The sequence below is a fragment of the Rhizobium sp. BT04 genome (genome assembly GCF_030053135.1).
In the GTDB taxonomy this organism is placed as follows: Bacteria; Pseudomonadota; Alphaproteobacteria; order Rhizobiales; family Rhizobiaceae; genus Rhizobium; species Rhizobium binxianense.
The window spans coordinates 220,155-247,048 of record NZ_CP125651.1; the positions used below are offsets into that span (position 1 = coordinate 220,155).

Annotated in this window: 25 protein-coding genes and 2 pseudogenes; 8 read left to right on the forward strand and 19 right to left on the reverse strand. The window is 60.5% G+C overall.

Annotated features, from left to right (window positions below; translation table 11 throughout):
• Positions 1–3: 3 nt before the first annotated feature.
• Positions 4–204, reverse strand: coding sequence for a hypothetical protein (locus QMO82_RS06290; RefSeq protein WP_183609303.1), 201 nt, complete (start codon positions 202–204; stop codon positions 4–6).
• A gap of 172 nt (positions 205–376) precedes the next feature.
• Here QMO82_RS06290 and QMO82_RS06295 point away from each other — a divergent pair, with 172 nt between their 5' ends.
• Positions 377–871, forward strand: coding sequence for an Lrp/AsnC family transcriptional regulator (locus tag QMO82_RS06295; RefSeq protein WP_183609304.1), 495 nt, complete (start codon positions 377–379; stop codon positions 869–871).
• Between the two features lie 30 nt (positions 872–901).
• Here the strand turns inward: QMO82_RS06295 and QMO82_RS06300 are convergent.
• Together QMO82_RS06300 and QMO82_RS06305 are read right to left on the reverse strand one after the other, a co-directional pair.
• Positions 902–1,277, reverse strand: a pseudogene (locus QMO82_RS06300) (winged helix-turn-helix transcriptional regulator).
• A gap of 215 nt (positions 1,278–1,492) precedes the next feature.
• Entirely contained in the window at positions 1,493–2,389 is an 897-nt protein-coding gene (locus QMO82_RS06305) for a LysR family transcriptional regulator (protein WP_183609305.1), read from the reverse strand.
• 129 nt (positions 2,390–2,518) lie between these two features.
• On the opposite strand from QMO82_RS06305, the gene QMO82_RS06310 reads away from it, so the two are divergent.
• Entirely contained in the window at positions 2,519–3,376 is an 858-nt protein-coding gene (locus QMO82_RS06310; protein WP_183609306.1) for an NmrA family NAD(P)-binding protein, read from the forward strand.
• A gap of 421 nt (positions 3,377–3,797) precedes the next feature.
• Here the strand turns inward: QMO82_RS06310 and QMO82_RS06315 are convergent, their stop codons facing one another.
• On the reverse strand, positions 3,798–4,835 hold the full coding sequence (locus tag QMO82_RS06315) for a class I SAM-dependent methyltransferase (protein WP_183609307.1): 1,038 nt from the start codon (positions 4,833–4,835) through the stop codon (positions 3,798–3,800).
• Between the two features lie 180 nt (positions 4,836–5,015).
• On the opposite strand from QMO82_RS06315, the gene QMO82_RS06320 reads away from it, so the two are divergent.
• The 3 genes from QMO82_RS06320 to QMO82_RS06330 are packed head-to-tail and all read left to right on the forward strand — an operon-like array spanning position 5,016 to position 8,844.
• A complete protein-coding gene (locus tag QMO82_RS06320; protein ID WP_183609308.1) occupies positions 5,016–7,010 on the forward strand; it encodes a bifunctional diguanylate cyclase/phosphodiesterase in 1,995 nt (664 codons plus the stop codon).
• A 20-nt stretch (positions 7,011–7,030) separates the two neighbouring features.
• Complete coding sequence (locus tag QMO82_RS06325) at positions 7,031–7,183, forward strand: hypothetical protein (RefSeq protein ID WP_183609309.1); 153 nt, start codon at positions 7,031–7,033, stop codon at positions 7,181–7,183.
• An 8-nt stretch (positions 7,184–7,191) separates the two neighbouring features.
• Positions 7,192–8,844 carry a DapH/DapD/GlmU-related protein gene (locus QMO82_RS06330; protein WP_183609310.1) on the forward strand — a complete coding sequence of 551 codons (1,653 nt, stop codon included), beginning with the start codon at positions 7,192–7,194 and terminating at the stop codon, positions 8,842–8,844.
• A 22-nt stretch (positions 8,845–8,866) separates the two neighbouring features.
• Here QMO82_RS06330 and QMO82_RS06335 read toward each other — a convergent pair whose 3' ends face one another.
• On the reverse strand, positions 8,867–9,754 hold the full coding sequence (locus QMO82_RS06335) for a LysR substrate-binding domain-containing protein (protein ID WP_183609311.1): 888 nt from the start codon (positions 9,752–9,754) through the stop codon (positions 8,867–8,869).
• A 110-nt stretch (positions 9,755–9,864) separates the two neighbouring features.
• Here QMO82_RS06335 and QMO82_RS06340 point away from each other — a divergent pair, with 110 nt between their 5' ends.
• From QMO82_RS06340 to QMO82_RS06350, 3 genes and pseudogenes are all read left to right on the forward strand, one after another.
• Positions 9,865–11,118, forward strand: a complete 1,254-nt coding sequence (locus tag QMO82_RS06340; RefSeq protein ID WP_183609312.1) for an SRPBCC family protein — start codon at positions 9,865–9,867, stop codon at positions 11,116–11,118.
• Entirely contained in the window at positions 11,108–12,199 is a 1,092-nt protein-coding gene (locus QMO82_RS06345; protein ID WP_183609313.1) for a hybrid-cluster NAD(P)-dependent oxidoreductase, read from the forward strand. The genes QMO82_RS06340 and QMO82_RS06345 overlap by 11 nt, the downstream gene beginning before the upstream one ends.
• Positions 12,200–12,239: 40 nt before the next feature.
• Positions 12,240–12,547, forward strand: a pseudogene (locus QMO82_RS06350) (aminopeptidase P family protein); the annotation flags it as partial.
• Positions 12,548–12,716: 169 nt separating this feature from the next.
• Here the strand turns inward: QMO82_RS06350 and QMO82_RS06355 are convergent.
• From QMO82_RS06355 to QMO82_RS06420, 14 genes are all read right to left on the reverse strand, one after another.
• Positions 12,717–13,724 (reverse strand): GlxA family transcriptional regulator, encoded by a 1,008-nt coding sequence (locus tag QMO82_RS06355; protein ID WP_183609314.1) that lies wholly within the window; start codon positions 13,722–13,724, stop codon positions 12,717–12,719.
• 40 nt (positions 13,725–13,764) lie between these two features.
• Positions 13,765–14,763, reverse strand: a complete 999-nt coding sequence (locus QMO82_RS06360; RefSeq protein WP_183609315.1) for a 4-hydroxyproline epimerase — start codon at positions 14,761–14,763, stop codon at positions 13,765–13,767.
• A 16-nt stretch (positions 14,764–14,779) separates the two neighbouring features.
• The gene (locus tag QMO82_RS06365; RefSeq protein ID WP_183609316.1) at positions 14,780–15,631 is read right to left on the reverse strand and encodes a proline/glycine betaine ABC transporter permease; all 852 of its coding nucleotides are present in this window, start codon (positions 15,629–15,631) and stop codon (positions 14,780–14,782) included.
• The gene (locus QMO82_RS06370) at positions 15,628–16,476 is read right to left on the reverse strand and encodes a proline/glycine betaine ABC transporter permease (protein ID WP_183609317.1); all 849 of its coding nucleotides are present in this window, start codon (positions 16,474–16,476) and stop codon (positions 15,628–15,630) included. Before QMO82_RS06370 ends, QMO82_RS06365 begins: the two co-directional genes overlap by 4 nt.
• Before the next feature lie 21 nt (positions 16,477–16,497).
• Positions 16,498–17,589 (reverse strand): glycine betaine/L-proline ABC transporter ATP-binding protein, encoded by a 1,092-nt coding sequence (locus QMO82_RS06375; RefSeq protein ID WP_183609318.1) that lies wholly within the window; start codon positions 17,587–17,589, stop codon positions 16,498–16,500.
• Between the two features lie 121 nt (positions 17,590–17,710).
• Positions 17,711–18,562: a glycine betaine ABC transporter substrate-binding protein gene (locus tag QMO82_RS06380; protein WP_183609319.1), complete on the reverse strand. Its 852-nt coding sequence runs from the start codon at positions 18,560–18,562 to the stop codon at positions 17,711–17,713.
• A 77-nt stretch (positions 18,563–18,639) separates the two neighbouring features.
• The gene (locus QMO82_RS06385) at positions 18,640–19,986 is read right to left on the reverse strand and encodes an FAD-binding oxidoreductase (protein ID WP_183609320.1); all 1,347 of its coding nucleotides are present in this window, start codon (positions 19,984–19,986) and stop codon (positions 18,640–18,642) included.
• Positions 19,983–21,500, reverse strand: a complete 1,518-nt coding sequence (locus QMO82_RS06390) for an aldehyde dehydrogenase (RefSeq protein ID WP_183609321.1) — start codon at positions 21,498–21,500, stop codon at positions 19,983–19,985. The genes QMO82_RS06385 and QMO82_RS06390 overlap by 4 nt, the downstream gene beginning before the upstream one ends.
• Positions 21,493–22,404 carry a dihydrodipicolinate synthase family protein gene (locus QMO82_RS06395; protein WP_097618776.1) on the reverse strand — a complete coding sequence of 304 codons (912 nt, stop codon included), beginning with the start codon at positions 22,402–22,404 and terminating at the stop codon, positions 21,493–21,495. The genes QMO82_RS06390 and QMO82_RS06395 overlap by 8 nt, the downstream gene beginning before the upstream one ends.
• Positions 22,401–23,117, reverse strand: coding sequence for a GntR family transcriptional regulator (locus QMO82_RS06400; RefSeq protein WP_183609322.1), 717 nt, complete (start codon positions 23,115–23,117; stop codon positions 22,401–22,403). The genes QMO82_RS06395 and QMO82_RS06400 overlap by 4 nt, the downstream gene beginning before the upstream one ends.
• Positions 23,118–23,461: 344 nt before the next feature.
• Positions 23,462–24,034, reverse strand: coding sequence for an S-(hydroxymethyl)glutathione synthase (gene gfa, locus QMO82_RS06405; RefSeq protein ID WP_097618778.1), 573 nt, complete (start codon positions 24,032–24,034; stop codon positions 23,462–23,464).
• A gap of 55 nt (positions 24,035–24,089) precedes the next feature.
• The gene (gene fghA, locus QMO82_RS06410) at positions 24,090–24,932 is read right to left on the reverse strand and encodes an S-formylglutathione hydrolase (protein WP_183609323.1); all 843 of its coding nucleotides are present in this window, start codon (positions 24,930–24,932) and stop codon (positions 24,090–24,092) included.
• Positions 24,933–24,935: 3 nt separating this feature from the next.
• Positions 24,936–26,063 (reverse strand): S-(hydroxymethyl)glutathione dehydrogenase/class III alcohol dehydrogenase, encoded by a 1,128-nt coding sequence (locus QMO82_RS06415; protein ID WP_183609324.1) that lies wholly within the window; start codon positions 26,061–26,063, stop codon positions 24,936–24,938.
• 135 nt (positions 26,064–26,198) lie between these two features.
• Positions 26,199–26,894 (reverse strand): dimethylsulfonioproprionate lyase family protein, encoded by a 696-nt coding sequence (locus tag QMO82_RS06420; protein ID WP_183609325.1) that lies wholly within the window; start codon positions 26,892–26,894, stop codon positions 26,199–26,201.

Consider the following 26,894-nt stretch of genomic DNA (forward strand, 5'->3'; position numbering starts at 1 on the left):
TGTCTAACGGATAAATGGAACACCGGGCTCGTCATCCCAGGGCGCATCATCCGCCGGGCCGGAATATTCCGCCTCACGGAGCGGGCGCGCATCCGGCCTGTCGCGCTTGAGGGTGAATGCCGCCGCAACCGCTCTTATCGCCACCGGCCGGTAGTGAACGAGCAGGTCGGGTTTGCGATCGTCATCCGCATTTTTCTCGTGCATCCGTGATCCCCCTTTTGTGCGGCGCAGATACCGATCCAGGGCACACGCCAGCCGGCTGCGCCCTTCCTCCCGGTGCCGATGGATAATCTACCACAGACATAAATCGCGATCTCACTTGATTTCCGTGGTTTTCAAGCTGTATGAACTTATAAAGCGATCATCGAGAGTTCAAATGGCCACAGAAAACGATGGTTTTAGTGAATTAGACCAGTTCGACAGAAAGATCCTCGCGGCTCTTGCCGAGGATGGCAGGCTGTCGATCACCGATCTCGCCGCACGCGTCGGTCTTTCGAAGACGCCCTGCCAACTCCGCTTCAAGCGCTTGATCAATGACGGCTATATCGAAGGCTTCAAGGCCGTCCTCAACCCTGCGAAAATGCAGCTCGACCACATCGCCTTCGTCGAGGTGAAGCTCTCCGACACCCGCGAGGAAGCGCTCAAAAGCTTCAACGAGGCCATCAAGAAGATCAGGGAAGTCGAAGAGTGCCACATGATCGCCGGCAGGTTCGATTATCTCCTGAAAATCCGCACCCGCGACATCGGCCGCTACCGCCGCGTCCTCGGCGAGCGCATCTCGACGCTGCCCCACGTTGCCAACACCTCGACCAACGTCGCGATGGAAACGATCAAGGAAGGCTGGGACAAGTTCGGTTCGAGTCTTTCGTGAACCTGTTGCCGGCGACCGGCCGGAAGCAGTTCATCCACCTCTCGCTTTACGCCCGCGTGCAGTCGGTTTTCACCGGCACGCTTTTGCCGTACTCGTTCCACCACGCCGTCAACGCCTCCATCGTGGGGCCGAGGCCCCGCGCTTTTTTGCGTGATCTCATATTCGACGCGCGGGGGAACCTCGGCAAAGATGGTGCGGAATATCAGGCCGTCTGCTTCGAGCTCGCGCAGTTGCGCCGTCAGCATGTGCTGGGTGATGCCGGGAATCTCACCTCGCCAAAACGGTAGACGCGCTGATTGAGCAGCCACATGATCTCAAGCTTCCATTTGCCGGAAAGCAGCGCAAATGCGCGCCGCATCTCCTCATGCATATTGATCTCGCCGTCGGCCATGGTCTGCTTTTCCATACTAGCTGTAAGTAATTCATCCTACTTGCAAATATAAATCTTAGACGGTCCGCATAGAACGCATCTGACAAGGGTTCCATGTGCCGAAAATCTGAAATTGCTTCCTCCCAAGTATGAAAGAACCCAATAGAACCAATTTCCGCAATGGCCTATATCAGAACCAGAAAGCCGCGGCCGGCTTAAGCCAGCAGAGGCGCTCGACGAGGCGCCTCCGGCTATTCGATGATCTCGACGCAGAAATCTATAAAGGCCCTGACCTTAGTGGGAACATGCTGACGCGAGAGATAGAAGGCGTAGAGCGGGAATGTCTCGTCCGACCAGTCGGGAAAGAGGTTCACGAGCTGGCCATTGTTCAGATAATCCGCCATCCCGAGTGAGAAGACCTGCGCGATGCCTATCCCCGCAAGGCAGGTTGCCAAGGTCGTGCCGGCATCGTTGACTAAAATGCGGCTGCGGGTCTCGATCGAGACGACCTCGTCACCGCACCGAAGCTCACATTCGAAAGGCCTTGCGGTCAGTGGGTCCTGGAACTGGATACAGGTATGCTCGCTCAAATCCTGTGGACGGCTCGGCCGACCATGTCGCTCGATGTAAGCGGGAGCCGCAATCGTGATCACGTGCGTCTGCATCAATAGGCGCGAAATAAGCGACCTCTGTGCAGGCTCGCCAAAGCGCACCGCGACGTCCATGCCATCAGCGACAAGATCACCGATCTCGTTTCGGGTGATGATCTCGATCTGGATATCCGGGTAACGATCGAGGAAGGCGCCGAGCCGCGGGCCGAGCACAAGGCGTGAGAAATATGGGTCGACATTGACTCGCAGCCGGCCACGCACCGCCTGTCTGGCGCCAACAGCTGTCTGCGCAGCCTCTTCGATGCCACTCAAGAGTGGGGCCACTTGTTCGTAGAACCGCGCACCATCATCGGTCAGCCGCATCGTGCGTGTTGTCCGGTCGAGGAGCCGCAGACCGATCCGCCCCTCCAGTCGGGAAATGGCGCGGCTGACACCCGACGCCGACAGTCCCATTAGCTCCGCCGCCCGCGCGAAGCTCCCGCTCACGATAACGGCGGCCAGTACGCTCACGCCAGTCAATAGTCGTCCGTCAAACATCGCATATCCGTGATTTTTAGTCACCAATCATGTGACAGAAGCGCGCTTCAGTCAAAGGCTGCCAAAGGACATGATCAGCATAACAAGCCGCCAACATGCTGGCGGCGGAGGCAGCAAAGGAGTCTAGCCATGTTTGTGATCACCGGCGTAACAGGCCAAGTCGGAGGCATTGTCGCCGCGCGTCTGCTGGAGGCGGGGGTGCCGATACGCGCCGTCGCGCGCAATGCGGAGAAAGCAGCGGAATGGAAGGACAAAGGCGCGGAACTGGCCTTGGCCGAGATGACCGACGCCGATGCGCTTACCAAGGCTTTCGCCGGCGCCGACGGTATCTTTCTGTTAATCCCGCCGACCTTCGATCCGACTCCCGGCTTTGCGGAAGTGCGTGCTGTCATTGCGGCCCTGAAGACCGCGCTTCTTTCGTCCCGTCCTGCCAAGATCGTTTGCCTCTCCACCATCGGCGCGCAGGCCAGAGAACCCAACCTCTTGAGCCAGCTCGGTCTCGTTGAACAGAAGTTATCTGCTTTGCCAATGCCGATCGCCTTTCTGCGTGCCGGCTGGTTCATGGAGAACACGGCCTGGGATATCGCGCCGGCGCGCGAGACCTGCGTCCTCTCGAGTTTCCTGCAGCCGCTCGATCAGCCCTATCCGATGGTTTCTGTCTTCGACGTCGGAGCCAAGGCGGCAGAACTGCTGCAGCACGAGTGGGTGGGCAAGCAGGTCATCGAGTTGATGGGGCCAGAGGGCGTCACGCCCAACGATATCGCCGCTGTCCTCTCGTCCATCCTCGGCAAACCCGTCCGCGCGGTGCCGGTGGCCCGCGACACCTGGGAGCAGATTTTCACCGACCAAAGCATGCAAAACCCCCTCCCGCGGATGCGCATGATCGATGGCTTCAACGAAGGCTGGATCCGGTTCGAGGGTGAGCCGGTGAAGGGCACGACCACACTGGACACAGCAATGGGCCGCCTGATTAGCACCGGCCGATAAACAGCTGAAGGGCCGTGGCGGAGAGCAGCCACGGCCTCCAATGCAACCTATAATAGAATAAACCTTTGTTGAACTAAGGGGCTACCGAAAATACCGGATTGGACGGCAGCCTATTTCAAACTCTTAGGAGATAGCTTCCCACGCCCTTGGACGGTGGAGACGACACTTCGAGCCTCTGCCCGATAAGCGTCTGTTCCGGCTCAGGAGAATTCGTGGGAAATGCTTCCGGCACCGAGGCCGAGAGTCGCTTGTGTCATCTCGGCGGCGGCGCAATCATCGAGTGCGCCCGGTAACACCCTTCGGTAACCGTCGATGAGCAAGGGGCGCAGCATGTTGCGCCCCGTTCCAGCGGACCCTGGCGCAGCGAGACCTTGGTGACCGAGTAGACACTGACGGCAAGCCCTTCGAGCCAACATGCGGCCTATTGCAGTTTTTGAATTTCACAGTAGACAATGCTGCGGTTCGAGCCGGACCAAACAGACACCTTCACATCCGCCCCGGTCACGCTTTCACCGGCGATCAAGCCCATCTCTCGTTCTGACCGCAACAGCAGCGCCCAGTTCATAAATGTCTCCATATAGCCATCGACGTCCGTCTCCGGAGAGAAGTTGGCGAATAGGAATGTGCCGCCAGGCTTAAGCATGCTGACGCACTTCTTGGTCAGCTTTACCGCTACGGCGTTCGGCAAATAGTCATAGAGACCCGCGGCATAAACGAAATCGAACATTCCCAGCGCATGTCTTCCACCGATCAGAGACTTGACCGAACCGTTCACCGCCTGGACGGACGTGCCGGCGAAATCGCGGGCGACGGTTCCAACGCTCATCGGGTCTTGATCCAAAGCTACCCAGCGTCCGATCGCGCCTGCGCCGAGCGCGCGCGACAAAGGCCCCTCACGAAGATGCCCGGCGGCGATGGCGAGGATTTCGGTGGAACCAGGCCGGACCGAAGCGATTTCGTCAACGCGGCGAGCCAGAATGTCTCGACGCTCCCTTACCGCGACGGATGACGAAGCATTTCGAGTATAGGCGTAGATCGAACGTCCTAAGTTGCTCGATGATGCGACTGCGTTCTCGATTTCAGGTCGGCCGTAGATGAAGTCGAGAAGACGTGCGTCGCCAGAATAGCCGCGCGGCTTTTCGAAAGACCAGCGGGTCAATGGATCTTGATGAAGATAGTGAGCAACCGGATGAGATTGCGCGATCGGAACGATGACGTCCCACACCTCCGGATGAAAGCGCCGCCGTATCTGATGCAAGGCGCCGGTAAGACGCTCGATGATCGCATGAGGCTCGACGCCGGATTTGAACTGACGGATCGACACGTCAAGGCTGAGAGCAAGCTCGGCTCTGGCAACCATAAGGTGTCCTTGATCTGGGGCCGCAACCCTCCTTGCCGCCCGACGAATTTCACCTGGCGCAACAAGACTTTCACCGTCCAAGACCAGGCTTTGTTCCATTTCGAGACCCCTTTGACATGGCGTTAAGCATAATCAACCTCGAAATAGGATGCGACTAGAATCTACACGGGATAAGGGTATTTCTACTATTGCGGGTCAGATGCCACCCCTCTAACAAAGCTAAGCAATAAGACAAACCGGTTGCAGGTTGCCGAACGTGATTTTGGAGGGCGCCGAAGTATGGCTTACTTTTCAACTTACTTGAGATCGTTGTCAGACCGGTGTCGTTGCATGATCGCGGCTTACGCTAATGTCCAGCGCGACGAACCCACCGCCAGCTTTTCATTTGCCGAGGCCCTTAAGTCTCTGAAAACTGAAAATGATGCTATCCGAAGGCGGAGCTCACGGCATGGTCTTTGGATGGCAGTCGCCGTTTATGTAGCCTTCGCACTTCCCGACCGATGGCTGATCCCCGATGTTGCCCCTGTGACGATCGCCGTGCGATTCGTCGTTGCAACGATCGCTCTGCTGGCGTTCGAAATCTTGCGCCTGGCAAAAGCGAAAACCGTCTGGCTTGACATCACATGCGCCGCCGCACTGCTTGTGGGCTACGTTGGCTGGCTTTACCCGGCGATTGCCACTGGCGACGTCACCGCCATGTCATACTACATGATATTCGGCGCCATCTTCATGATGGGCGCCAACCTCTTTTTCAGTTTCCCGTTTCGGCTTTCGGTGATCACCTCGGGCCTCGTTCTCTGCGCATTTTTTATTACGATCGAGGCATCATTTCCTTCGAGCCAAACCTACAAGCTTGCCTTCGGGCTGTTCTACATTTCGTGCTTTGTCTTCACGTCCTTCGTCAATTGGCGATTGAACGTGGAGCGTCGAAACGTGTTGTTGAACGCCGCGGAGGCTCGCCACCAGCACTGGGAAGCGTCCGAGCGCGGAAGGTCGCTGCTCGAGCTTTCACATACCGATTACCTGACAGGCATCAGCAACAGACGCGCGCTGGATCGGCGGCTCGACGAATGCTGGGCCGCCTGGAAAGACGAACGCCGCGACTTCTCGGTGTTCCTCATCGACGTCGACTTTTTCAAACGCTTCAATGATCGCTACGGGCATCTGGAAGGAGACCGATGCCTGACTGTCATCGCCAATGCACTGAAGGCGGTTGTAGAGTCGTCCGATGGCATGATCGGCAGGTATGGTGGCGAGGAGTTTATCGTGGTCATGCCGGCTGCCCTCCCCAAGGCCGCGATCTCTCTCGCCGAGAAGATCAGAATGGAAGTCGAGTCTCTTGCGATTGCTCACGACGAGCGACCAGATGATGTGTCGATTGTAACCGTCAGCATCGGCGTCGCCTTCACCCGCGAGAAAGTTGGAGAGAAAGTTGAACGAATAGTACGTGAAGCCGACCTCGCTCTCTACAATGCCAAAGCAAGTGGCCGAAACTGCATTCGTAGTTTTGATCCGTTATTGCCTCGCCCTGATGACTATGCTGGTAAACTCGTCCCGCTGCTGGCGGCCGCCATCGATCGCAAACTGGTCTCGCTCGTATACCAACCGATCTTCGACGTGAACGGGCAAGCAAGAGCCGTCGAGGCTTTGATGCGCCTGAGGATGCCGGACGGCACCGCGGTTTCGCCGAAGACATTCATTCCGGTCGCAGAACGAAGTGGCGCTATCCTCGAACTGGGCAGGTGGGCGATCGAGACGGCATGCCGTGATATACTGATGACCGATCGCATGGCTACCGTCAGCGTCAACGTGTCGCCAATACAACTGCGTTCTCCCGGCTTTGCTGCCAGTGTCGCTGATATCCTTGCTCGGTGCGGGGTCTGCGGGTCGCGTCTAGCCCTGGAGGTCACTGAGGGCCTGGACATGGATATGCAGTCGGAGGTGCTTAAATGCATTGCCGATCTCAGGGCACTCGGCGTCGAGATCTGGCTTGACGACTTCGGCTGCGGCTTCGCGGGCCTCTCTTGGCTGAGGGCAATCGAATTCCAGACGGTCAAGGTCGATAGAACCTTCCTGCACGACTGCTCGAACCCACGCGGATTGACGATGCTTCAGGACATGATTGCTCTCATCCGCAATCGTGGGAATACGATCTTGGTGGAAGGCGTCGAAACAGCAGCACAATTTTCCCTTCTCAAGGATCTTCGCATCGACCGCGTCCAGGGCTTTCATATGGGAATGCCGGTTAGCGCTGAACTTCTGAGCGCGGCATAACTCGGCCTCAAGATTTCCAGATGGCTCAGCGCGAAAGCAATTGGAGCCATTTCGACAAGGGCTGCGCCACCATTTTCGGAACTCTTGCTTTTAAACGGATCACGCCGTCTGATGCAGCGAGGCAACGGATCGCTGAAGGCATACAATATTCGGCGGTTGAACCTGAGGAATGAGGAGCAGGATGGATCACGCCAATAGCCCGCGAACATCGGCGCGCGAAGAGAGCGAGGCGCGCAGGCTTCAATATCTGACCTGGGAACACATCGTGGCGGACCTCCGTCACCCAGCTCATCTGGCCCGCAAGGCAGAACTCAGGCAATCATGCGATGCACGCTTGGCTGAGTCTTCCTACATTGCCGAGGATGCGGCAATTTTCACGGAAAGCCTGACGATGGGCGAACGGTCCTGGATTGCCGGGCATGCCCTCGTCCGCGGCCACGTGATCCTCGGTGACGATTGCACCATCAATCCCTATGCCTGTGTGTCCGGCACGGTGACGTGCGGCAATGGCGTGCGGATCGCGTCGCATGCATCGATCGTCGGCTTCAATCATGGTTTTGATGATCCTGATATTCCCATACACCGCCAAGGCGTCATCAGCCTCGGCATCACGATCGGCGACGATGTCTGGATCGGCGCCAATTGCGTGATCCTCGATGGCGCCACGATTGGCACTGGTGCGGTGATCGCCGCCGGAGCGGTCGTCACGGGAGACATTCCCGCCCTGTCGATTGCCGGCGGCGTACCGGCGAGGGTGCTGCGGAGTCGCGGCACAGCGGGCGGGAAATCCGGCACTGGCGACATCGAAGATCAATTGGTCAGGCTCGGTCAGAAGGCGAAAGAGCAATGGCCTGATATCCTTGCACGCTGGAAAACGCAGGGAGCCTATGAATCGTTGGAAGCAGACGGCATCAGCCGACCGGCGATCCGGCATCTCTGCGATGCAATCGAGATTGCTGCCGGCTTCGGCCATCTGCCGCCCGACCTCGATGCGCCGCAGACCGTCGAGCGTCTCCAAGGTCTGCAGGACCAAGAGACCGGCCTTTTCCCGGAAGAGCATGCGCGAGAGCACGGGAGGGCCTTGAGAGATGATCCAAAGGCGCTCTATAACGTCCTTGCGGTTGGGTATGCGCTTGAACTGCTTGGTTCCGCTCCACGGCAACCTGTCCATGCGGTCGCGCTCGACGCCGGAGAGCTGGATGAATGGCTGAGCGCCCTGCCCTGGTCGACCCGGGCGTGGCACGCCGGAAGCGTGGTCGATGCGATCGGAACCGCCATCTACTTCAATGCGCGGTATTTCGGCATCAGGGGGCCGCGGCAAGCGCTGTTCGAGTGGCTGAGCCGCAATGCCAACAGCGTCTCGGGCCTCTGGGGCGAGCCCGCAGCGCTGGAAGGATGGCTCCAGCCGGTGAATGGTTTTTATCGTTTGACGCGCGGCACCTACGCCCAGTTCGGCGTGGCACTTCCGCACCCGCACGCCTCACTCGAAACGGTTCACCTGAATTATCGCAACCACAAGGGCTTCGTTGCCGAGAAATACAATGCGTGCAACCTGCTCGATACGATCCATCCTCTGCTGCTGATTGCCCGGCAGACTGATTACAGGCGGGCCGACGGAGAAGCGATCGCTCGCAATCTCATCTCAAGGGCTCGGGACAGATGGCGGGATGGCGAGGGATTCCCGTTCGCCGACGGTGGTGAGCCGAGCCTGCAGGGGACGGAAATGTGGCTTTCCGTCATTCATCTAGCGGCCGATTTCCTGGGCTTGTCGGATCGGTTTGATTTCCTCCCGAAAGGCGTTCACCGGACGGCAACGCCCGGGCTGGGTTTATGATTATGACTGTGCGAGCAGCGGCTTAACCGTGCAGGGATGCCGTCAGCCAGGCGGCGGCAAGGTCGCGGGCGTTGCTTCGCTTGGCTTTGACGGGCACGATGACGTTGTAACGATCTTCCGCGGCAAGCTCGCTTTCCTCGGCGCGCACCAATGTTCCGTCCTCGAGAAAGGTGCCGATGAGCATGCGCCATCCCAAGGCAATCCCCTGCCCGGCGCGCGCGGCAGCGATGGTCTCGGTATAATGGCTGAGCCGAAGCGATGGCTTGACCTCGATATTGGCGCCGGTCAGGGCAACCCATTGCGACCAGCTATACCAGGAACGATCGACAACATCCGTTTCGATGAATTCGTCAGCCGAGCCGAGCGGACCATCTCCCCGACGCCGGAGATAGTCTGGAGAGCAGACCGGGGAAATGACGTCGCCGCGCGAGGCGATGACCGTCCCGTCGCTGAAGGGAGGCAGGCCGTAGCGGATCGCCACATCGACCTCTCCGCCGTCCAGGGCAATCGGGCTGTCCTGGGATATCACCCGAACCAGAATGCCGGGATTGGCCCGGCGGAATTCGGCCAGCCGCGGCAGCAGCCAGAAGGAAGAGAATGCAACGGTCGCCCCGATCGTCACCACGTCCTGGCTGCGCGACCGGATCGCCTCCACGCTTTCGGCGATATCGGCAAGGCTCTTCGCCAGCGTTGCGCCGAGGCTGATGCATGCCGCCGTCGGCTCGATCGCCCGGTGCTTGCGCACGAATAGGGGCTGGCCGAGCTCCTCCTCCAGCGAGGCAATCTGCCTGCTGACCGCCGCTTGGGTGACGCCGAGCTCCGTCGCCGCCAGGGTGAAGCTTTTCCTGCGCAGCACGGCCTCCAGTGTCACCAGCGCGGTCAGCGACGGAAGCCGTCTTCGAAATTGCATCTCAGAACCCTTTTCACATGAGAAAAGATTATGCGAACGTGATTTTTTATGCCGTTGAAAGCCCCACGCTGCAAGCGCAATCTAGGGAAACTCTCACATAAGAGGTTCTCATGTTAAACAGGCTCCCATCTTCCATTTCAGCGCTGCTCGACTCCCGCTCTGAAGGCCATTCGCTGCCGGCCGGCCTTTACGTCAGAGACGACGTGTTCGAAGCAGACATCGATGTCTTCTTCCACAAGCACTGGATCTGTGTCGGCCTCGACTGTGATGTTCCCGAACCCGGCGACGCCACGGTCATCGATATCGGCAAGACGAGCCTGATCCTGCTGCGCGACGACGACGGCGAAATCCGCGTCCTGCACAATGTCTGCCGCCATCGCGGCTCCCGCCTCCTCGATCCGGGCAAGGCGATCGTTTCGAAGCTCGTCTGTCCCTATCACACCTGGACCTACGAGCTGACGGGCGAGCTCAGCTACGCTCCCCATATGGGCAAGGATTTCGACATGGACTGTCGCGGTCTGAAGCCGGTTACCTTCAAATCGATCGGCGGCCTGATTTACGTCTGCCTGTCCGACAATCCGCCCGAAGACATTGCCGGCCTCGAACAGGCGATGGTCGAGCGCCTCGCCCCCTATGACATCCGCAATGCTAAGATCGCTCACCAGACCGACGTCATCGAGAACGGCAACTGGAAGCTGACGATGGAGAACAATCGCGAGTGCTATCACTGCTCCGCCAACCACCCGGAACTCTGCGTCTCCTTCGTCGATCTCGACTTCGGCTTCGACCCCGAAACGCTGAGCCCGGAAGACCGTGAGCAGGCAGAGGAGCATTTTCGGCTTTACGAGGAACGCACGCAGGCATGGGAGGCCGACGGTTTCCCCTCGGCTGCCGTCGAGCAGCTCACCGACTGCGCCACGAACTTCCGCACGCAGCGACTGATCATATCAGGCGCCGGCGAATCCCAGACCCACGACGCCACCGCCGCATCGTCCAAACTTCTCGGACAGATGACCCGCAAGGATCTTGGCGACACCCATCTCTGGGGTCATAACAGCTGGAACCACTTCATGGGCGACCATGCGGTCGTGGCAACCGTCATCCCGCTCTCGGCCGGCAGGACGCTGGTCAGGACCAAGTGGCTGGTGCACAAGGACGCCGTCGAAGGGGTCGATTACGACCTCGACAAGCTGACGGATGTCTGGGTGGCAACGACAGACCAGGACGCAGACCTCGTCGCCCGCTCCCATGCCGGCGCTCTCGATCCCGCCTATCAGCCGGGGCCCTATTCCCGTTTCTCCGAGACGAACCTCGACAAGTTCGCCACCTGGTACATCGACCGGATGCGCGCTCATGGATACTAGGATCCCGCAAGCGCCGCTCGCAAACGCCGCCCGTCACGACTTCTGGAACTCCGAGAAAGACGACACGCTCGTCTGCCTCGACGTCCAGCAGGAGACCCATGACGTCAAGACGTTCACCTTCGCCTCCCGTGACGGCAAGCGCTTCGCCTTCAAGGCCGGCCAGTATTTTCTGTTCGACCTGGAACACAATGGAGAGCCTGAAAGCCGGTGCTACAGCATCTCCTCTTCGCCGCATCGCACGAACGCCTTCTCCGTGACGGTGAAGCGCGTTCCGGGCGGCAAGATCTCCAACTGGCTTCACGACACCCTGGTTGCGGGGGCAACAGTCAAGGCGAATGGTCCGCTTGGCCATTTCGTCAGGTCTGAGGCGTCGGGACATAAGCTTTTTCTGCTCTCCGGCGGTTCCGGCATCACCCCGGTCATGTCCATTCTGCGTGAACTCGCCGACAGCTGCGAACCCGCCGACGTCGTCTTCATGCACGCTGCGCGCACGCCGCAGGATCTGATCTTCCGCGACGAGCTTGCCTGCATCGCCCGCAGGCTGAAGGGCCTTCGGCTCCACTTCCTGCCGGAGACCGTCGCGGGTGAGGCGTCCTGGCCGGGTCTCACCGGCCGTATTTCGGCGGATTATGTCAGGCTCGCGGTTCCTGATATTGCCGAGCGGACCGTGATGTGCTGCGGCCCCGCCCCGTTCATGGCGGCAGCGCGCCGCATTTCCGCCGAGCTCGGCGTCCCCGCCTCGCACTACCTCGAGGAAAGCTTCGACGCCGCCGTCATCGACGAACCGGACATTCCTGCCGTTCAGGAGGCAGCCGCCAAGGTCTTTCAGGTGACCTTCTCGAAGCAGGCCCGCAGCATCGAGGTAACAGGCGACCAGAGCGTGCTCTCCTGCGCGAAGAAGACGGGCATCAGGATTCCATCCTCCTGTGCCAACGGCGTTTGCGGCACCTGCAAGTCGAAGCTGACATCAGGCACGGTCGACATGAACCACAATGGCGGAATCCGTCAGAGGGAAATCGACGCCGGCTTTTTCCTGCCCTGCTGCTCGAAGCCGCTCAGCGATCTCGTCATCGAACGCTGAGCGACACCGCTTTGCTCACCGACAACAGGGGATCACTCGGATGTTGCGAGACGAAAACGATTTCGTCGAGCTGACCGGCCCGGCAGTCTTCAAGGACGAACGGAAGCCGGCTTACCTCAACCCCGATGGAGCGGACCGGCCTCTCATCAGTCCTGTGCCGGCCGCGACGCTCGACCAGGCGCGCCGCTACCGGCTGGAGCGGCTGCGCAAGAAGATGCGCGAATGGATTGCGGCGCGCTGCTGCTCTACGATCCCGTCAACATCCGCTATGCCTTCGACTCGTCGAACATGAGCATCTGGACGATGCATAATCCGTCACGCTACGCATTGATCCTGGCAGATGGCCCTCAATCAAACTGGAAACCCAGGCGCTGATCACGGCCAAGGGCGCGGAGCGGCTGGACAGTTTCCCGTGGGAAGAGATCTGAACCAGACCATGATGCCGAAAATTGTGAGCAGCTAATCTAGAGTAGGATGATTTTAGGCCGCCCCGGCCTGAAATCATCCTGTTCTACGCTCAGTGCGCTCTCGAAGCCGTTGCGCGATGCTGCGACGGTGTTTGCCCGAAGGTGCGCTTGAAGGTTCTCGTGAATTGCGAGGCGTTTTCAAAGCCGACATCCAGCGCGATCTCGATCAGCGGCGCCTTCGACTGGGCAAGGATCGATCTTGCCCGCTCCATGCGAACACGATTATAGGCCTTGGCAGGCGACATTCCCGTCTTGTCGATGAAGATTCTCTCCAGTTGCCGCCTTGACAGGCCAACCATGGCGGCAAGCTTCTGAATCGATATGCTGCCGTCGACGAACTGTTCCATGGTAATCATCGCCGCCTTGACGCGGGCGTCGTCATAATCATCGTACAGCGGGCGCCGCGGCTGTATATCCGCCGTCGTCCGGGCCTTCTCGATCTGCAGCACTTCAAGCGCGTTTCGTTCGGCATCTCGGCTGATATACTTCCTGACCAGCAGTGCCGCCATGTCGGCGGAACTGCTGCCGCCTGCGCACGAACCACGCTGGCGATCGAGATTGAAGAGCCGGTCGGAACGAACGCCGAGATCGGGAAACCGTTCGCGAAATTCCTTATAATGCAGCCAGCTCACGCAGGACTCGTGCCGCTTCATCAGTCCTGCCTCGGCAAGAATGAACGACCCCGTGCAGACACCGATCAGCGGCACCTTCTTGACGTCCGCCTGCTTGATAAAAGCGATGGTCTGCTGATCGACAGGGTTCGCAACCGTCAGAAGGCCGCCGACGACAACGATATAATCGAATCTCGACGGATCGACGAAATCGGATGTCGGAGCGACCTGGACGCCGCAGCTCGAGCTTATCAGATGCCGCGTGCTGCCGATCACCTGCCAGTCGGCAAGCACCCTTCCGGAACGATCCTGCTCGTCGCTGGCTAGCCGCAGCGTGTCGACGAAAAGCGCGAAGGCCGACAGCGTAAACGATCGCGCCAGAACGAACCCCACTTTGAGCCGGGCTCCGGATTTCGCCGCCGCCTGCTGATGCTGCTCCGGTCGCATGGTCATCTCCTTGCCGCCTCTCAAAACTCGGAAACCGCGCTCATCGAATCTGAAAACCGTGTGCGAGCGGATCACGGTCGTCTACAAAAATGGTGTTGTGACCGATGACGCGCGCCCAGCCTCCGATGCTGGGGAGGATGCCGCGATAGCTTCCGATCCTTGCCTCGGCTTCGACCCGGCCCTCGAAAATGGTTCCGATCAGGCTTTCATGACGGTATCTCGACCCGACGGCGAGCCGCCCCTTGCCATGGAGCTGGGCCATGCGCGCGGAGGTGCCGGTGCCGCCCGGCGACCGATCGATGGCCTTATCGCCGTAGAAGACCGCGCAGCGTCCGTCGGAGACGTCGTTCACCGGGCGATCGCACCAGATCGCGTGATGCACGCCTGATATCCTCTCGTCATCGGGATGAACGGGATGGCAGACACCGGCAAGTGCCGATCTCAGCTTCTGACTGCAGCCGACAATGTCGGAGGCGCTCATGCCGTCCAGTCCGCCCCAGTTCTCTTGCGGTTCGACGACCGCATAATAGTTGCCGCCGTAGGAAATATCGACGCGCAGACGGCCCATACCAGGCACGTCGACCTCGACATCCGCCTCGTGGAGATAGCTCGCCACATTGTGGAGACGGACGGAATCGACATATCCGCCCTTCTCCTCATAGGTGACATCGACCCTGCCGGCCGGCGTTTCGATGGCGACCCTTCCGGCTTCGCGCGGCTTGACCAGTCCCTCTTCGATCGCGGCGGTCACGGTGCCGATCGTGCCGGCGCCGCACATCGGCAGGCAGCCGCTCACCTCGATGAAAAGAACGGCGAAATCGCAATCCTCCCGATAAGGGGGATAGATGATCGAGCCGGACATGATGTCATGCCCCCTCGGCTCGAACATCAGTGCCTTGCGGACCCAGTCGTGGTCGCGGACGAAGATCTCCCGGCGCTCGCCCATCGGCAGATGCGGAAGCAGCGGGCCGCCGCCGGCGACGAGACGGACGGGGTTACCGCAAGTATGTGCATCGATGCAGAAGAAGCTGTTTCTCATTCGGTTAAGTCCTTGCTCATCTCGCCTTCGGCAACCTGTCGCGGTCCAGCAGACCGCGGGACAAACGGTCGAGCAGAAGGGCGACCGCGACGATCGCCAGGCCTGCCCTGAGGCCGAGCCCCATCTCCATGCGCGTCAGGCCGCGCGTCACTTCCGCGCCGAGCCCGCCTGCACCGACGAGGCCGGCCAGCACGACCATCGCCAGCGACAGAAGAATGCACTGGTTGAGCCCGACGAGCAGCGTCTGCTTGGCCAAGGGGATTTCGATCTTCCAGAGGATCGAGCGCGGCGGCGCCCCGATGGCGCTGCCGAGCTCGATGAACACCTTCGGCACCTGGTTGAAGGCCAGCGTCGTCAGGCGCAGCATCGGCGGAATGCCGTAGACGATGGTGGCGATAATGGCCGGCACCCGTCCGAGGCTGAAGATCATCACCGCGGGAATGAGGTAGACCCATGGCGGCACGGTCTGCATCACATCGAGAATCGGGCGAACCACCGCCTCCAGCGTCTTATGCCGCGAGCACAGGACGCCGACCGGAAAGGCTATGAGCACGGAGATCACGACGGCGACGCTGACCAGCGCAAGGGTCTGCATCGATGCCGTCCACAGCCCGACGAGCAGGCAGAAGCCGAGGCAAAGCCCCGCAAGGATCGCGGCGCGCAGGCTGACGGCAAAAAATGCCAGGATGACGACGATCGCGATCAGCGCATAGGGCGGCACGAAGAGCAGTGCCGCCTCGATTGCCGAAAGCACGGTTTCGACCAGATAACTGATCGCCGCAAACAGGGGATGAAGATTGGTGTTGAGCCAATCGACAGCAGGGGCCAGGAAGGCGCCGGGCGAAAATTGCAAGATCGAGAGATTCATGATGTCCTCCCTGTTCCCAAGCTGGCGGCACTCTGGGTTATCCGGTCAATCACCATAGTCAATACCACGATGGCGATCGCTCCATTGATTGAGGTGGCGATGTCGAGTGTCCTGATCGCGCCGTAGATCGTCTCTCCGAGCCCGCCGGAACCGACGATGCCGGCGATGACGACCATGCCGAAGGCCATCATCAGGCTCTGGTTTATGCCCGCCATGATGCTCGGCAGCGCAAAGGGAAGGCGAATCTTGAAGAACATCTTTGCCGGCGTCATCCCGAGCGCCTCTCCAAGTTCGATGAATTCCTTGGGAGTCATACGGATACCAAGCGAGGTCAGGCGGATAGCCGGCGGCACGGCGACGATCACGGTTGCGATCAACGCCGTCGCCGGCCCATAGCCGAGCAGGGCGATCGCCGGCAGCAGGTAGATATAGGGCGGAAGCGTCTGGATCAGATCGAGGCCCGGCTCCATGAAGCGATCGAGCGCAGTGAAGAAGCCGGCAGCGATGCCGATCGGAATGCCGATCATCAAAGCGATCGCCGTCGCCGTCAGCACCAGAGCCAGAGTGCTCATCGTCTCCGGCCAGAGCCCCATCGAAAAACAAAGCACCAATGCGACGCCGCTGAGCAGGGCGAACCAGATATTGACCAGCCGCCAGCCTATCAGCGCCACGATCAGGGCCACCAGGTAGAAGGGCGGAAGCTCCAGGAGCCAGAGGATCCCGTCATAGAGACCTTCCAGAGCCTGTCTGATATGGTCGAAGAGGAACTCGCCGTTGTCGCTGACCCATTCGAGCGCAGAGTCCGTCCATTCGTCGAAAACATCGGTGAAGGCTGAAGTATCCATGTCAATCAGCTCCAGTTGGGCTCACGCCGCCGTGAGATCGTGGGTGGAGGTTCCCTTGACGCCCATCAGCAGGCTGCGCGGCGTGACGACGCCGACGACCTGATCATTGTCGACGACGGCGATGGCGTCGCGCTCCGACTGCATCGTCAAAGAGATCAGCTCGTCGATATCGGCGTCCGGCGTCGTACGCATGAGCGAGGCGATGTCGAAATTCGGTGCGCCCTGCTGGAATTCCGCGACGCTGCGCATGACGGAATGCGCCTTGATCAGGTGAAGGCGGGAGATGCCCGCGACGAATTCGGCGACGTAGGCGTCCGCCGGGTTGAGGATGATTTCCTCGGCCGTGCCGGTCTGGATGATGACGCCGTCCTTCATGATCGCGATGCGGTCGCCGATGCGGATCGCCTCGTCGAGATCATGGGTGATGAAGACGGCGGACTTGCCGAGAGCTTTGGTCAGCTGCCGGAATTCGTCCTGAAGCTGGCGCCGGATCAGCGGATCGAGCGCACTGAACGGCTCGTCCATCAGGATGATCTCGGGATCGGAGGCGAGCGCGCGGGCAAGCCCGACACGTTGCTGCATGCCGCCGGAAAGCTCGTTGGGATAGCGGCTCAGCCAATCGGCGAGGCCGACCTTTTCGAGAGCGGCAGCGGCGGTCTTGTTTCGCTCCGTCTTCGCAATTCCCTGGACTTCGAGGCCGAAGGCCGCATTTTCCAGGACCGTCCGATGCGGCAGCAGCGCGACGCTCTGAAACACCATGCCGATGTTCCTGGCGCGCATCTGCCTGAGATCGACCGGCGACAGGCTGGCGAGGTCGCGTCCCTTGACGAGAACCTTGCCGGAGCTCGGCGTGATCAGCTTGTTGAGGAGGCGGATAAGAGTCGACTTTCCGCTTCCCGACAGTCCCATGATGCAGAAGATTTCGCCGCGCCGAACCTCGATGCTCGCGTCGGAGACGCCGACGACGCAGTTGAATTCCTTCAAGACCTCTTTTTTGCCGAGGCCGCGCTCCTTGATCGACTTCATTGCCGCAGCGGACTTGTCGCCGAAGACTTTCCAGAGGGACTGGCAGTCGATCAGGACATCATTGATATCGGCAGTTACGGTTTTCATAGCGATCCCCTTGAGCCAATCAAGCTGGCTTCTCTCGTTGAACCCCAGCGTCCTTTGCGCGTCTCAAAGGACGCGCGGCGCTGTAGGGTGGCCGCCCGACGGATCGGACGGCCACGACGCGTTAGTTCTTCTTGATGTTTTCCCAGCGCTTGATCAGGTCGGCATGGGTGCCGATCCAATCCTGCACGGCCTGGTCCATGGTCTTGCCTTCATTGACTGCGCCGTTGATGGCGGTGATGTCGGCGATCGGCACGTAGACGCTGGCCATGACTTCACGCGCATGCGGATATTCTTCGGAGAAGCCCTTGTGGCCGATCCAGTAGTAGCTCTGCGGCGGCGGGAAGACGCCCTTCGGATCCTTCAGGTACTTGACCTCGTACTTCTGGACCATCCATGACGGTTCCCAGATCGTTACCGCGATCCACTCCTTGCGATCGTAGGCGGATTTCAGCGCCGCCGTCATCGCGGCCGTGCTGCCCTCGACGAGCTGGAGCTTGAGGCCATAATCCTTGACCGCATTCGCCGTATCGCGCATCAGGCCGGCGCCCGGTTCGATGCCGATGATCTTGCCGCCGAACTTGTCGGCGTTTTCATTGAGCTGTTCCAGCGAGTCGATCGGAACATATTTCGGAACGGCGACGCCCTGATAGAGGCCGTGCGACACGGGCGAAATCTTTTCGAGACGGTTCTTGTTCTTGTCCCAATAGTCCGAGGCGACGTAGTCCGTCTGCGAGGTGAGAGCCTGGATATCGCCCTTGGCGAGAGCGGCATAGGCGATGCCCCATTCGGAGAACTCGGTCACCTTGACGGTGTAGCCGGCGTCTTCGAGAACCTTCTTGGTGATGCCGGTGATGGGCGTCAGGTCCTCCCACGACATCGTACCCAGATTGATCGTCTTTTCTTCCGCGCGAGCAGGAAGGATGCTGATTCCGATCACCGCAGCGGCGCAAAGCGCCTTCCACAAAGTCTTCATTGTTATTACTCCTGGTTTTCGTTCCCATTCTCATTGAAGTCTGCGGACGGCAGTCTTCATATTGCGCGGCCGAGGGATCATCCCTCGCGGCCTGCACGCAATTCCTGAAAGCGGATGACCGAATTGACGCCCAGCCACGCGATGGGCTCGGGCGGCAACCTGGTCGGTCCCGGCTGATTGCTGTATCGGTCGAGCTCGGCGCTGCGGGCGCCGGTCGCGAGATCCGCGGCCATCATCCCTGCAAGCGTGCTCTTGACGGTGCCGAGGCCATTCTCGCAGCAGGCCGAGAAAAGCCCCTCCTCGACCTCGCCGAATGCCGGCACATGATTTCTGCTGAGGCAGAGCGCGCCCGCCCAGCTATATTCCATCGGCAGGCTTTCCAGCCCGGGGAAACGGGCGTCAAACGACCGGCGCTGCTCGGCGGCGATGCCGGCGACGCGCTTTTCCGACACTTTGAGACTCGGATCGTAGGTGAACCTCGTCCTGACGACGATCCTCGAACGGCCATCGGTCGTGACCTTTCTGACCGTCGCCCCCATCGGGTCGGCCGGCAGCAGCGCCCAGCGATCCGCCCCGGTCACGTCGCCTGCGAATTCGTTCTGGGAAAAGGCCGATGTCATCGACGCGTAGGTGAAGATGTGCATCAGCCGTCCGCGGAAATGACCGAAGCTTTGAATATGACCGTTCACACCCAGAATGACCTTCGGTGCCGAAACGGAGCCGCGGCCGGTCTTCGCCTTCCAGGCCTTGCCTTCGCGCGAAAGCTCCAGCACCGGCGAGTGCTCGTGGATAGCGGCCTTCGAGGAAAGTCCACGCGCCAGGCCGCGAATATAATCGGCCGGCTGGATCATCACCGCGCCCGGCGTGTAGAGGCCGCCGCGATAATAGTGCGAGCCGGTCATCTCCCGCATCTGGTCCGCATCGAGAACCCGATGCTCCTCGCCGATCTTCTCGAGCGACTTCCTGTAATTGTCGTTGAGTCCCATCCCCCGGTCGGAGGCTGCGGCATTCACCTTGCCGGAGGGATCGAATGTTTCCTTGGACAGGCCGTATTCGGCCGCGGCACCGGCTGCGAAGGAGATCGCCAGACGGTTCTGCCGGATCTCGTCCTTGGTGGCCTTTTCATCGGCCACCGAATACTCGCCCGAGGACAGATTGTGCGGCACGTCGATCATGAAGCCGGAATTCCTTCCGGCCGGACCCTTGGCGAGTTCGCGGGCTTCCAGGACAACGATCTTGTCCTGGGGCCGCGACTGCGAGAGGCGGCGCGCCGCCGACAGGCCGGCAAATCCGCCGCCGATGATCAGCCAGTCCGCCGTAATGTCGTGTTCAAGCGCCGTTACCGGAAAGGCGCGTTCGCTCGTCGCCTCCCATCCCGAAACGCCGGTGTCAGTCGGCAGGTGCTTGATCACATGGCGGGTCATCGGATCGTCTCGTCGACCGAGCGCTCCGAGACATCGATCCAGATGGTCTTGAGCTCGCAGTAATTGTCGTGGGCGAAGACCGACTTGTCGCGACCGCCGAAACCGGACTCCTTGTAGCCGCCGAAGGGGGTCGAGGCATCGCCCTCACCGAAGCAATTGACGGTGATGAGACCGGCGCGGATGTCGCGGGAGAGCCGGATCGCGTTGCGCAGACTGCCGGTATAGATCGACGCGGTCAGGCCGTAGTTGGTGTCGTTGGCAAGTGCGGTGGCCTCGGCCAGGTTTTCGAAGGTGGTGACCGAAAGGATGGGGCCAAAAATTTCCTCCTGGAACAGCCGGCTCTTCGGCGTAACGCCATCGACCACCGTCGGCTCGATGAAGGCACCCTCATAAGTCTCGCCGCCATGGGCGAGCGAGAGTTTTTCGGTCTTCACATCATCGAGGAAGGATTTCACCTTCTCGAAATGGCTCTTGCTGACGAGTGCACCGATGCGGTTTTCCGGGTTCAGCGGATCACCCGTCTTCCATTCGCGCATATAGGCGCCGATGCGCTGCAACAGTTCGTCCTTGATGCTGGCATGAACGATCAGGCGCGACGTGGCCGAGCAGTTCTCGCCCATGTTCCAGAAGGCGCCGTTGACTACCTGCTCAGCGACGAGATCGAGGTCTTCGGCATCCGCCAGCACCACCGCCGGGTTCTTGCCGCCGCATTCGAGTACGACCTTCTTGAGGTTCGAGTCCGCGGCGTAACGCAGGAAGCGGCGGCCGGTCGGCGTCGATCCGGTGAAGGCCACCATATCAACGTCCATGTGCAAGCCGATCGGTTCGCCGACCTCCCGGCCGGAGCCGGTGACGACGTTGAACACGCTGGCCGGAATGCCTGCCTCATGGGCGAGCTCGGCGACGCGCAGCGTCGTGAGCGTGGTTTCCTGCGCCGGCTTGACGATGACCGAGCAGCCGGCCGCAAGCGCCGGGCCGATCTTCCAGGCCAGCATCAGCAGCGGGAAGTTCCACGGCAAAACACAGCCGACCACGCCGATCGGCTCGCGCACCACCATGGCCAAGGCATTGGCGCCGACATTGTTGGTGTTGTCATAGAGCTTGTCGATGAGCTCGGCGTGCCAGCGGATCGTATGAATGGTATCGGGAACGTCGACCGTCTGGCATTCGCGCACCGGCTTGCCGCTGTCGAGGCTTTCCAGGACGGCGAGTTCGTGCCGGTTCTGCTCCATCAGCTTGGCGAGCTTCAGAAGCACTTCCTTGCGCTCGCCCGGCGAGCGCAGCCGCCAGCGTCCATCGTCGAACGCGTCCTTCGCCTTCTGCACGGCGAAGTCGACGTCGCTGGAATCGCAGGCCGCGATTACAGCGAGAACCTTGCCCGTCGCAGGGTTCGTGGTGGTGAAAGTCTTGCCGGAATTTGCCGGACGAAATGCGCCGTCGATGAAGGCGTTCGTCGGAAACTGCAGGTCGGCGGCGATCGCCTTATATTCGGCGGCGGTCAAGGGTTCATGCATGGTTGGCTCCCGACGTGATCTGAGCGACCGTGCGCTTCAATGTGGCGAAGACGGTCTGAAGGGTTCGCTTTTCTTCGGAGTTGAGCGGGCGCAGCGGTGCACGGACCGATCCGACATTCAGCCCGATCAATTCGCAGCCGTGCTTGATCGACTGGACGAACTTGCCGCATTCAAGGAAATCCATGAGCGGCAGCATTGCCGTCATGATCGCCCGGCCCTTGTCGAAGTTCTTTTCGAGGACGCAGGCCTCATAGAGGGCGACATGCTCGCGCGGCAGGAAGTTTGAGCCGGCGCAGACCCAGCTCTTCGCACCCCAGGCGAAGAATTCGAGCGCCTGGTCATCCCAGCCGCAGGAGAGCGCGATGTGCGGAAATTTCCGGGCGAGCAGGTGAAGATTGCCCATGTCGCCGGAGCTTTCCTTGATGGCGACGACGTTCTTCGACTTGCCGACGCGCGAGAAATATTCCTCGCCCATCACCACACCCATGCGGGCGGGATAGTTGTAGAGCATGATCGGCAGGTTGGCGGCGCGATCGACCGTCAGTGCATGGACCGCGTTCTCGCGCTCGGTCGGCAATGCATATGGCGGCGACGACACCAGGATCGCATCCGCACCGATGTCCTTCGCCGCCTTGGCGTACTCGACCGAATCTTCGGTCCGCGTGGCGCCGGTGCCGATAATGAGCGGCAGCCGCGTCCCGATGACTTCCTTGGCATAGGCTGCGAGCTCGTAACGTTCCTGACTGCTCTGGGCGTAGTATTCGCCCGTCGAGCCGCCGACGATGATGCCGTGGACGCCCGCCTCGATCAGCGACTCGAGCACGGCGGCAAATCCGGCCCGGTCGATCTGCCCATTCTTATCGAGCGGCGTCACCGCCGGCGTGTAGATCCCCTCAAATTTCACGGTGACTTCTCCAATAATTGCGTGGCTGGACCGCCCACGAAGGCGTCAGCCTTGAGGCCTTGCGGAGCGATGAACATCTCCATGTTCTCGCGGGACAATTCCCAGTGTTCGAAAACGAGATCGACGACGGCATCCTCGTCGTGAGCGCCGAGCGCCACGATGAAGCCATCATGATGGTCGACGGCCACTTGCAGCCGCCGCCTCATATCTTCGTTTCTCGGCCGGAAAAACGTGTGACCGATGCGCGCGTGGTCGATGAGCAGCCGGCCGAGGCTCGGCTGCATGTAGACATTGCCCGACATCTCGCCGAAGATTTCGTGAAAGCGATTGTTCTCGAGAACCATCGCAAGAGCGTCCATGCTCTGGCTGGCGGCGCGGAACCGCTCCTGGGTCTGCTTCAGGTCCGACAGCTGGGCGGGCTTGAAGTTCTGCACCGCGAGGCGGCCGATCGCCGCATAGATCATCGGCGCGACAAGAAAGAAATTCCGAAGCGTGGAGTGGTTCATCGGGATGACCCGCGCACCCCTGTTCTCACGGATGTCGATGTAACCCTCGCCGGCAAGGCGGCGGAATATGTCCCGCACCGGGGTCCGCGACAGCCCGTATCTTTCGCTCAGACTGGCCTCGTCCAGATCGGCGTCCGGGTCCAGCTCCATCGTCAGAATCTGGCGTTTCAGGTCTTCGTAGAGATTGCTCTTCGGTGTCTTCGCCATCGTCGATCTCCGGCCATTCGTTGCTCTACGCCGTGAAGATGGCACGCCTTTTCGGCGGAGTCAAATAATTGTGTACTTTGCGTACACAATTATTATTCGAAGGATACACAATTTCTTGGGCACGCCTGATGGGGGAGTGGCACATATCAAGTGAGGAAAGCTCCGCGGCGGCAGCCATCGCGGAGTTTCTTCCCAAGCGGGTTCTGAGGGCAGATCGTGAGTCTTTGCAGCCAGGCATCGGAAGCCTGAGCGCCGGCAAACCGGCGGCACGCGGCCATCAAGATTATCTCGATCCGGATAGCGGCGGTGTTCGGGGAGCGCCGGGGGCGACGCTCCCCGGGATTTTACGCGGCGAGGACGCCGCTTTTCTTGGCGGTCCAGGTCGCGATATAGTCCATCAGGCCGGGCGAGAGGCAATCATAGGGCTCCAGGCCCGATGCCTTCAGCTGCGCTCTGACAGCGTCCATCTTGGCCGGATCGAAGCCGCTTTCGATGATCGACGACACGAAGGCCGCAAAGGTCGGCTTTGCCCAGCCGCTTTCCTGGAAGCGCTCGGGATGGACGAAGGACAATCCCTGGAACGGATGTTCGCGCTCGACGGGGCCGTACATATGCACGCCGCATTCCTTGCAGGCATGCCGCTGGATCAAGGCCGCGGAATCGACGACCGCAAGCTTGTCGCCGTTTTCGAGGACTTCGACGCTCTCGGTCGGCGCCACCGCTACGACCGAAAAGGCGGCACCCTCGGGCTTCCAGCACTTGGTGCAGCCGCAGGCGTGATTGTGGGCGATATCGCCCTTGATCCTGACCTTGACGGGATTGCTCGTGCATTTGCACACGAGCGTCCCGCCTGCGAAAGCAGCGTCAGTCGCCTTAAAGCCTGAATCCACTGCCGGATGAATGGCTATGCTGGTCATTGCTTCTCTCCTTCCCTCCCTGGCCGATTGCGATATGCCCGGCCGAGCTCTGCAATTATTTCCGATCTCTGAGCCTCTGCGCATGCCAGCGCAGATGGTCTTCCATGAATGTCGAAATGAAGAAGTAGGAATGGCCGTAGCCTTCCTGCATGCGAAGCTTGAGGTTGATATCAGCCGCCTCGCAGGCTTGCCTGAGTTCATCGGGACGCAGCCCATCCTCCAGGAAGCTATCCGCCGTTCCCTGGTCGACGAGCAGTTCGGGCAGGCGATGCCCGTCCTCGATCAGCGAGCAGGCGTCATAGGCCCGCCAGGTGTTTTCGTCGGCTCCGAGATATTTTCGGAATGCCGGTTTCGACCAGCCGGAGACCGAGGGATGGCTGATCGGCGCGAAAGCCGAGCAGCTCCGGAAGCGGTCCGGATTCTTGAGCGCGATCGTGATCGCGCCATGTCCGCCCATCGAGTGGCCGAAGATTGCTTGGCGGTCCATGTCGACGGGAAATTCCGCAGCAAGGAGGCGCGGCAGCTCATCGGTGATGTAGCTGTACATGCGGTAGTTGGCCGAAAATGGCGGCTCGGTGGCATCGACATAAAAGCCGGCGCCCTTGCCGAACTGCCAGTTGTCGGATTCGTCGGGAACGTGGTCACCGCGAGGGCTGGTGTCCGGGCAGACGATGATCAGTCCGAGCTGGGCGGCAAGCCGCCGATACTCGCCCTTGTCCATGACATTGGCATGCGTGCATGTCAGGCCGGACAGATACCACAGAACCGGGCAATTGCCTTCGGCGGCCTGCGGCGGCACGAACACCGCAAAGGTCATGTCGCAGTCGCATGCCTCGGAGCGACTGACGTAGACGCCCTGAGTGCCGCCGTGAGACTTGTCGATCGATATGGTTTTCATGGCTCAGTAAACCACCACGCCGCGGATGGACTTGCCCTTGTGCATCAGCTCGAAGCCCTTGTTGATGTCCTCGAGCGGCATGGTGTGCGTGATCATCGGGTCGATCTGGATCTTGCCCTGCATGTACCAGTCGACGATCTTCGGGACGTCGGTGCGGCCGCGGGCGCCGCCGAAGGCCGTGCCCATCCAGTTGCGGCCGGTGACCAGCTGGAACGGGCGGGTGGAGATCTCCTGGCCGGCGCCGGCCACGCCGATGATGATGGATTTGCCCCAGCCGCGATGGCTGGCCTCCAGCGCCTGGCGCATCACCTTGGTGTTGCCGGTGCAGTCGAAGGTGTAGTCGGCGCCGCCGATCAGGTCGCCGTTGCGCTTGGTCAGGTTGACGAGATAGGGCACGATGTCGTCGCCGACCTCCTTCGGATTGACGAAATGCGTCATGCCGAACTTTTCGCCCCAGGCCTTGCGGTCATTGTTGATGTCGACGCCGATGATCATGTCGGCACCGGCCAGCTTCAGACCCTGAAGCACGTTGAGGCCGATGCCGCCGAGACCGAAGACGATCGCCGTCGAACCGATCTCCACCTTGGCGGTGTTGATGACGGCGCCGATGCCGGTGGTGACGCCGCAGCCGATGTAGCAGATCTTGTCGAAGGGGGCGTCGGGATTGACCTTGGCAAGGGCGATCTCCGGCAGCACGGTGAAGTTCGAAAAGGTCGAGCAGCCCATATAGTGATGGATCTTATCCTTGCCGATCGAGAAGCGGCTCGTACCATCCGGCATCAGCCCCTGGCCCTGGGTCGCGCGGATCGAGGTGCAGAGATTGGTCTTGCGGGAAAGGCAGGAATAGCATTCGCGGCATTCCGGGGTGTAGAGCGGAATGACGTGGTCGCCCTTCTTGACCGAGGTGACGCCGGGACCGACATCGACAACGATGCCGGCGCCCTCATGGCCGAGAATGGCGGGAAACAGGCCTTCCGGATCGGCGCCCGACAGGGTGAAATCATCGGTGTGGCAAATGCCCGTCGCCTTGACCTCGACCAGCACTTCGCCGGCCTTCGGTCCCTCCAGCTGTACGGTCATCACCTCAAGCGGTTTGCCTGCCTGAACGGCAACGGCGGCGCGAACGTCCATTTTGATATCCTTCCTCTTAAATCGAATTCTGATGGCTACATATTCGGATAGACCGACAGGGCTGGCGCGCGCCCCACGATCCGAAATCACACTCCACGCTCTCGCCTTCAGCTTTTGCTCATGGTCAGAGCCCTGTCACGTCTCCCGCTCGACCTGGCACCAGACTGCCAGCAGCGGACGGGCCGTGCATCTTATCGCGAAAGATTGGCCGGCATCGTTTGCAAAGACCGTGCCGGTGGCGGCAGAAAACCATTGGGAATCGCCAAGGCAGATTTCAGCCGGAGAAAATAGAAGGAAGGCGCGGGGCTGCGTCTGAACATGATCGGGGAAGCGGGTGTAGCGATCCATATAGATCACGCCGACCCTGAGATCGGCGCGCTCCTCCAGGCCTCCAGGGCCGACCACGACCGCATGGGAATGCGTATTGCCGAAATTCAAACTTGCAAACGGGCCGGAGCGGCCGCGTCTCCAGAGCAACTTATCGGCGAGACTATGGAATTGGCTGGCGATCGCCTCGTATTTCCGTCCTGATTTTGCAAGATGGCCAATGACGTCATCAAGCCCTTCCGGCGCGCCGGGAAGAGGCCCGCCCTCCGGCCGCACCTTGCCTGTTTTGAGCAGCCTCTGGAGGACCTTGCCGGCGACGAAGCTGGCGACGGCAGGAGCCTCCGCCGACAACATCAGCCCGCCGACGTCATTGAGGAATTCCTGCAGCGGCCGGGGCCGCCTTTCCCTTCCGATGTCGTGCAGCCTGATATATGCCGGCTTTTCGTCATCGTTCAGAAGCAGGTCGGCACCAGGTTTGATTGGACGTCCCACCGCGCGAGCCAC

Excerpts from the sequence above, each read along its gene's own strand:
- QMO82_RS06290 (WP_183609303.1), bottom strand. The coding sequence starts at position 204 with ATGCACGAGAAAAATGCGGATGACGATCGCAAACCCGACCTGCTCGTT.
- QMO82_RS06295 (WP_183609304.1), top strand. The coding sequence starts at position 377 with ATGGCCACAGAAAACGATGGTTTTAGTGAATTAGACCAGTTCGACAGA.
- QMO82_RS06305 (WP_183609305.1), bottom strand. The coding sequence starts at position 2,389 with ATGTTTGACGGACGACTATTGACTGGCGTGAGCGTACTGGCCGCCGTT.
- QMO82_RS06310 (WP_183609306.1), top strand. The coding sequence starts at position 2,519 with ATGTTTGTGATCACCGGCGTAACAGGCCAAGTCGGAGGCATTGTCGCC.
- QMO82_RS06315 (WP_183609307.1), bottom strand. The coding sequence starts at position 4,835 with ATGGAACAAAGCCTGGTCTTGGACGGTGAAAGTCTTGTTGCGCCAGGT.
- QMO82_RS06320 (WP_183609308.1), top strand. The coding sequence starts at position 5,016 with ATGGCTTACTTTTCAACTTACTTGAGATCGTTGTCAGACCGGTGTCGT.
- QMO82_RS06325 (WP_183609309.1), top strand. The coding sequence starts at position 7,031 with ATGGCTCAGCGCGAAAGCAATTGGAGCCATTTCGACAAGGGCTGCGCC.
- QMO82_RS06330 (WP_183609310.1), top strand. The coding sequence starts at position 7,192 with ATGGATCACGCCAATAGCCCGCGAACATCGGCGCGCGAAGAGAGCGAG.
- QMO82_RS06335 (WP_183609311.1), bottom strand. The coding sequence starts at position 9,754 with ATGCAATTTCGAAGACGGCTTCCGTCGCTGACCGCGCTGGTGACACTG.
- QMO82_RS06340 (WP_183609312.1), top strand. The coding sequence starts at position 9,865 with ATGTTAAACAGGCTCCCATCTTCCATTTCAGCGCTGCTCGACTCCCGC.
- QMO82_RS06345 (WP_183609313.1), top strand. The coding sequence starts at position 11,108 with ATGGATACTAGGATCCCGCAAGCGCCGCTCGCAAACGCCGCCCGTCAC.
- QMO82_RS06355 (WP_183609314.1), bottom strand. The coding sequence starts at position 13,724 with ATGCGACCGGAGCAGCATCAGCAGGCGGCGGCGAAATCCGGAGCCCGG.
- QMO82_RS06360 (WP_183609315.1), bottom strand. The coding sequence starts at position 14,763 with ATGAGAAACAGCTTCTTCTGCATCGATGCACATACTTGCGGTAACCCC.
- QMO82_RS06365 (WP_183609316.1), bottom strand. The coding sequence starts at position 15,631 with ATGAATCTCTCGATCTTGCAATTTTCGCCCGGCGCCTTCCTGGCCCCT.
- QMO82_RS06370 (WP_183609317.1), bottom strand. The coding sequence starts at position 16,476 with ATGGATACTTCAGCCTTCACCGATGTTTTCGACGAATGGACGGACTCT.
- QMO82_RS06375 (WP_183609318.1), bottom strand. The coding sequence starts at position 17,589 with ATGAAAACCGTAACTGCCGATATCAATGATGTCCTGATCGACTGCCAG.
- QMO82_RS06380 (WP_183609319.1), bottom strand. The coding sequence starts at position 18,562 with ATGAAGACTTTGTGGAAGGCGCTTTGCGCCGCTGCGGTGATCGGAATC.
- QMO82_RS06385 (WP_183609320.1), bottom strand. The coding sequence starts at position 19,986 with ATGACCCGCCATGTGATCAAGCACCTGCCGACTGACACCGGCGTTTCG.
- QMO82_RS06390 (WP_183609321.1), bottom strand. The coding sequence starts at position 21,500 with ATGCATGAACCCTTGACCGCCGCCGAATATAAGGCGATCGCCGCCGAC.
- QMO82_RS06400 (WP_183609322.1), bottom strand. The coding sequence starts at position 23,117 with ATGGCGAAGACACCGAAGAGCAATCTCTACGAAGACCTGAAACGCCAG.
- gfa (WP_097618778.1), bottom strand. The coding sequence starts at position 24,034 with ATGACCAGCATAGCCATTCATCCGGCAGTGGATTCAGGCTTTAAGGCG.
- fghA (WP_183609323.1), bottom strand. The coding sequence starts at position 24,932 with ATGAAAACCATATCGATCGACAAGTCTCACGGCGGCACTCAGGGCGTC.
- QMO82_RS06415 (WP_183609324.1), bottom strand. The coding sequence starts at position 26,063 with ATGGACGTTCGCGCCGCCGTTGCCGTTCAGGCAGGCAAACCGCTTGAG.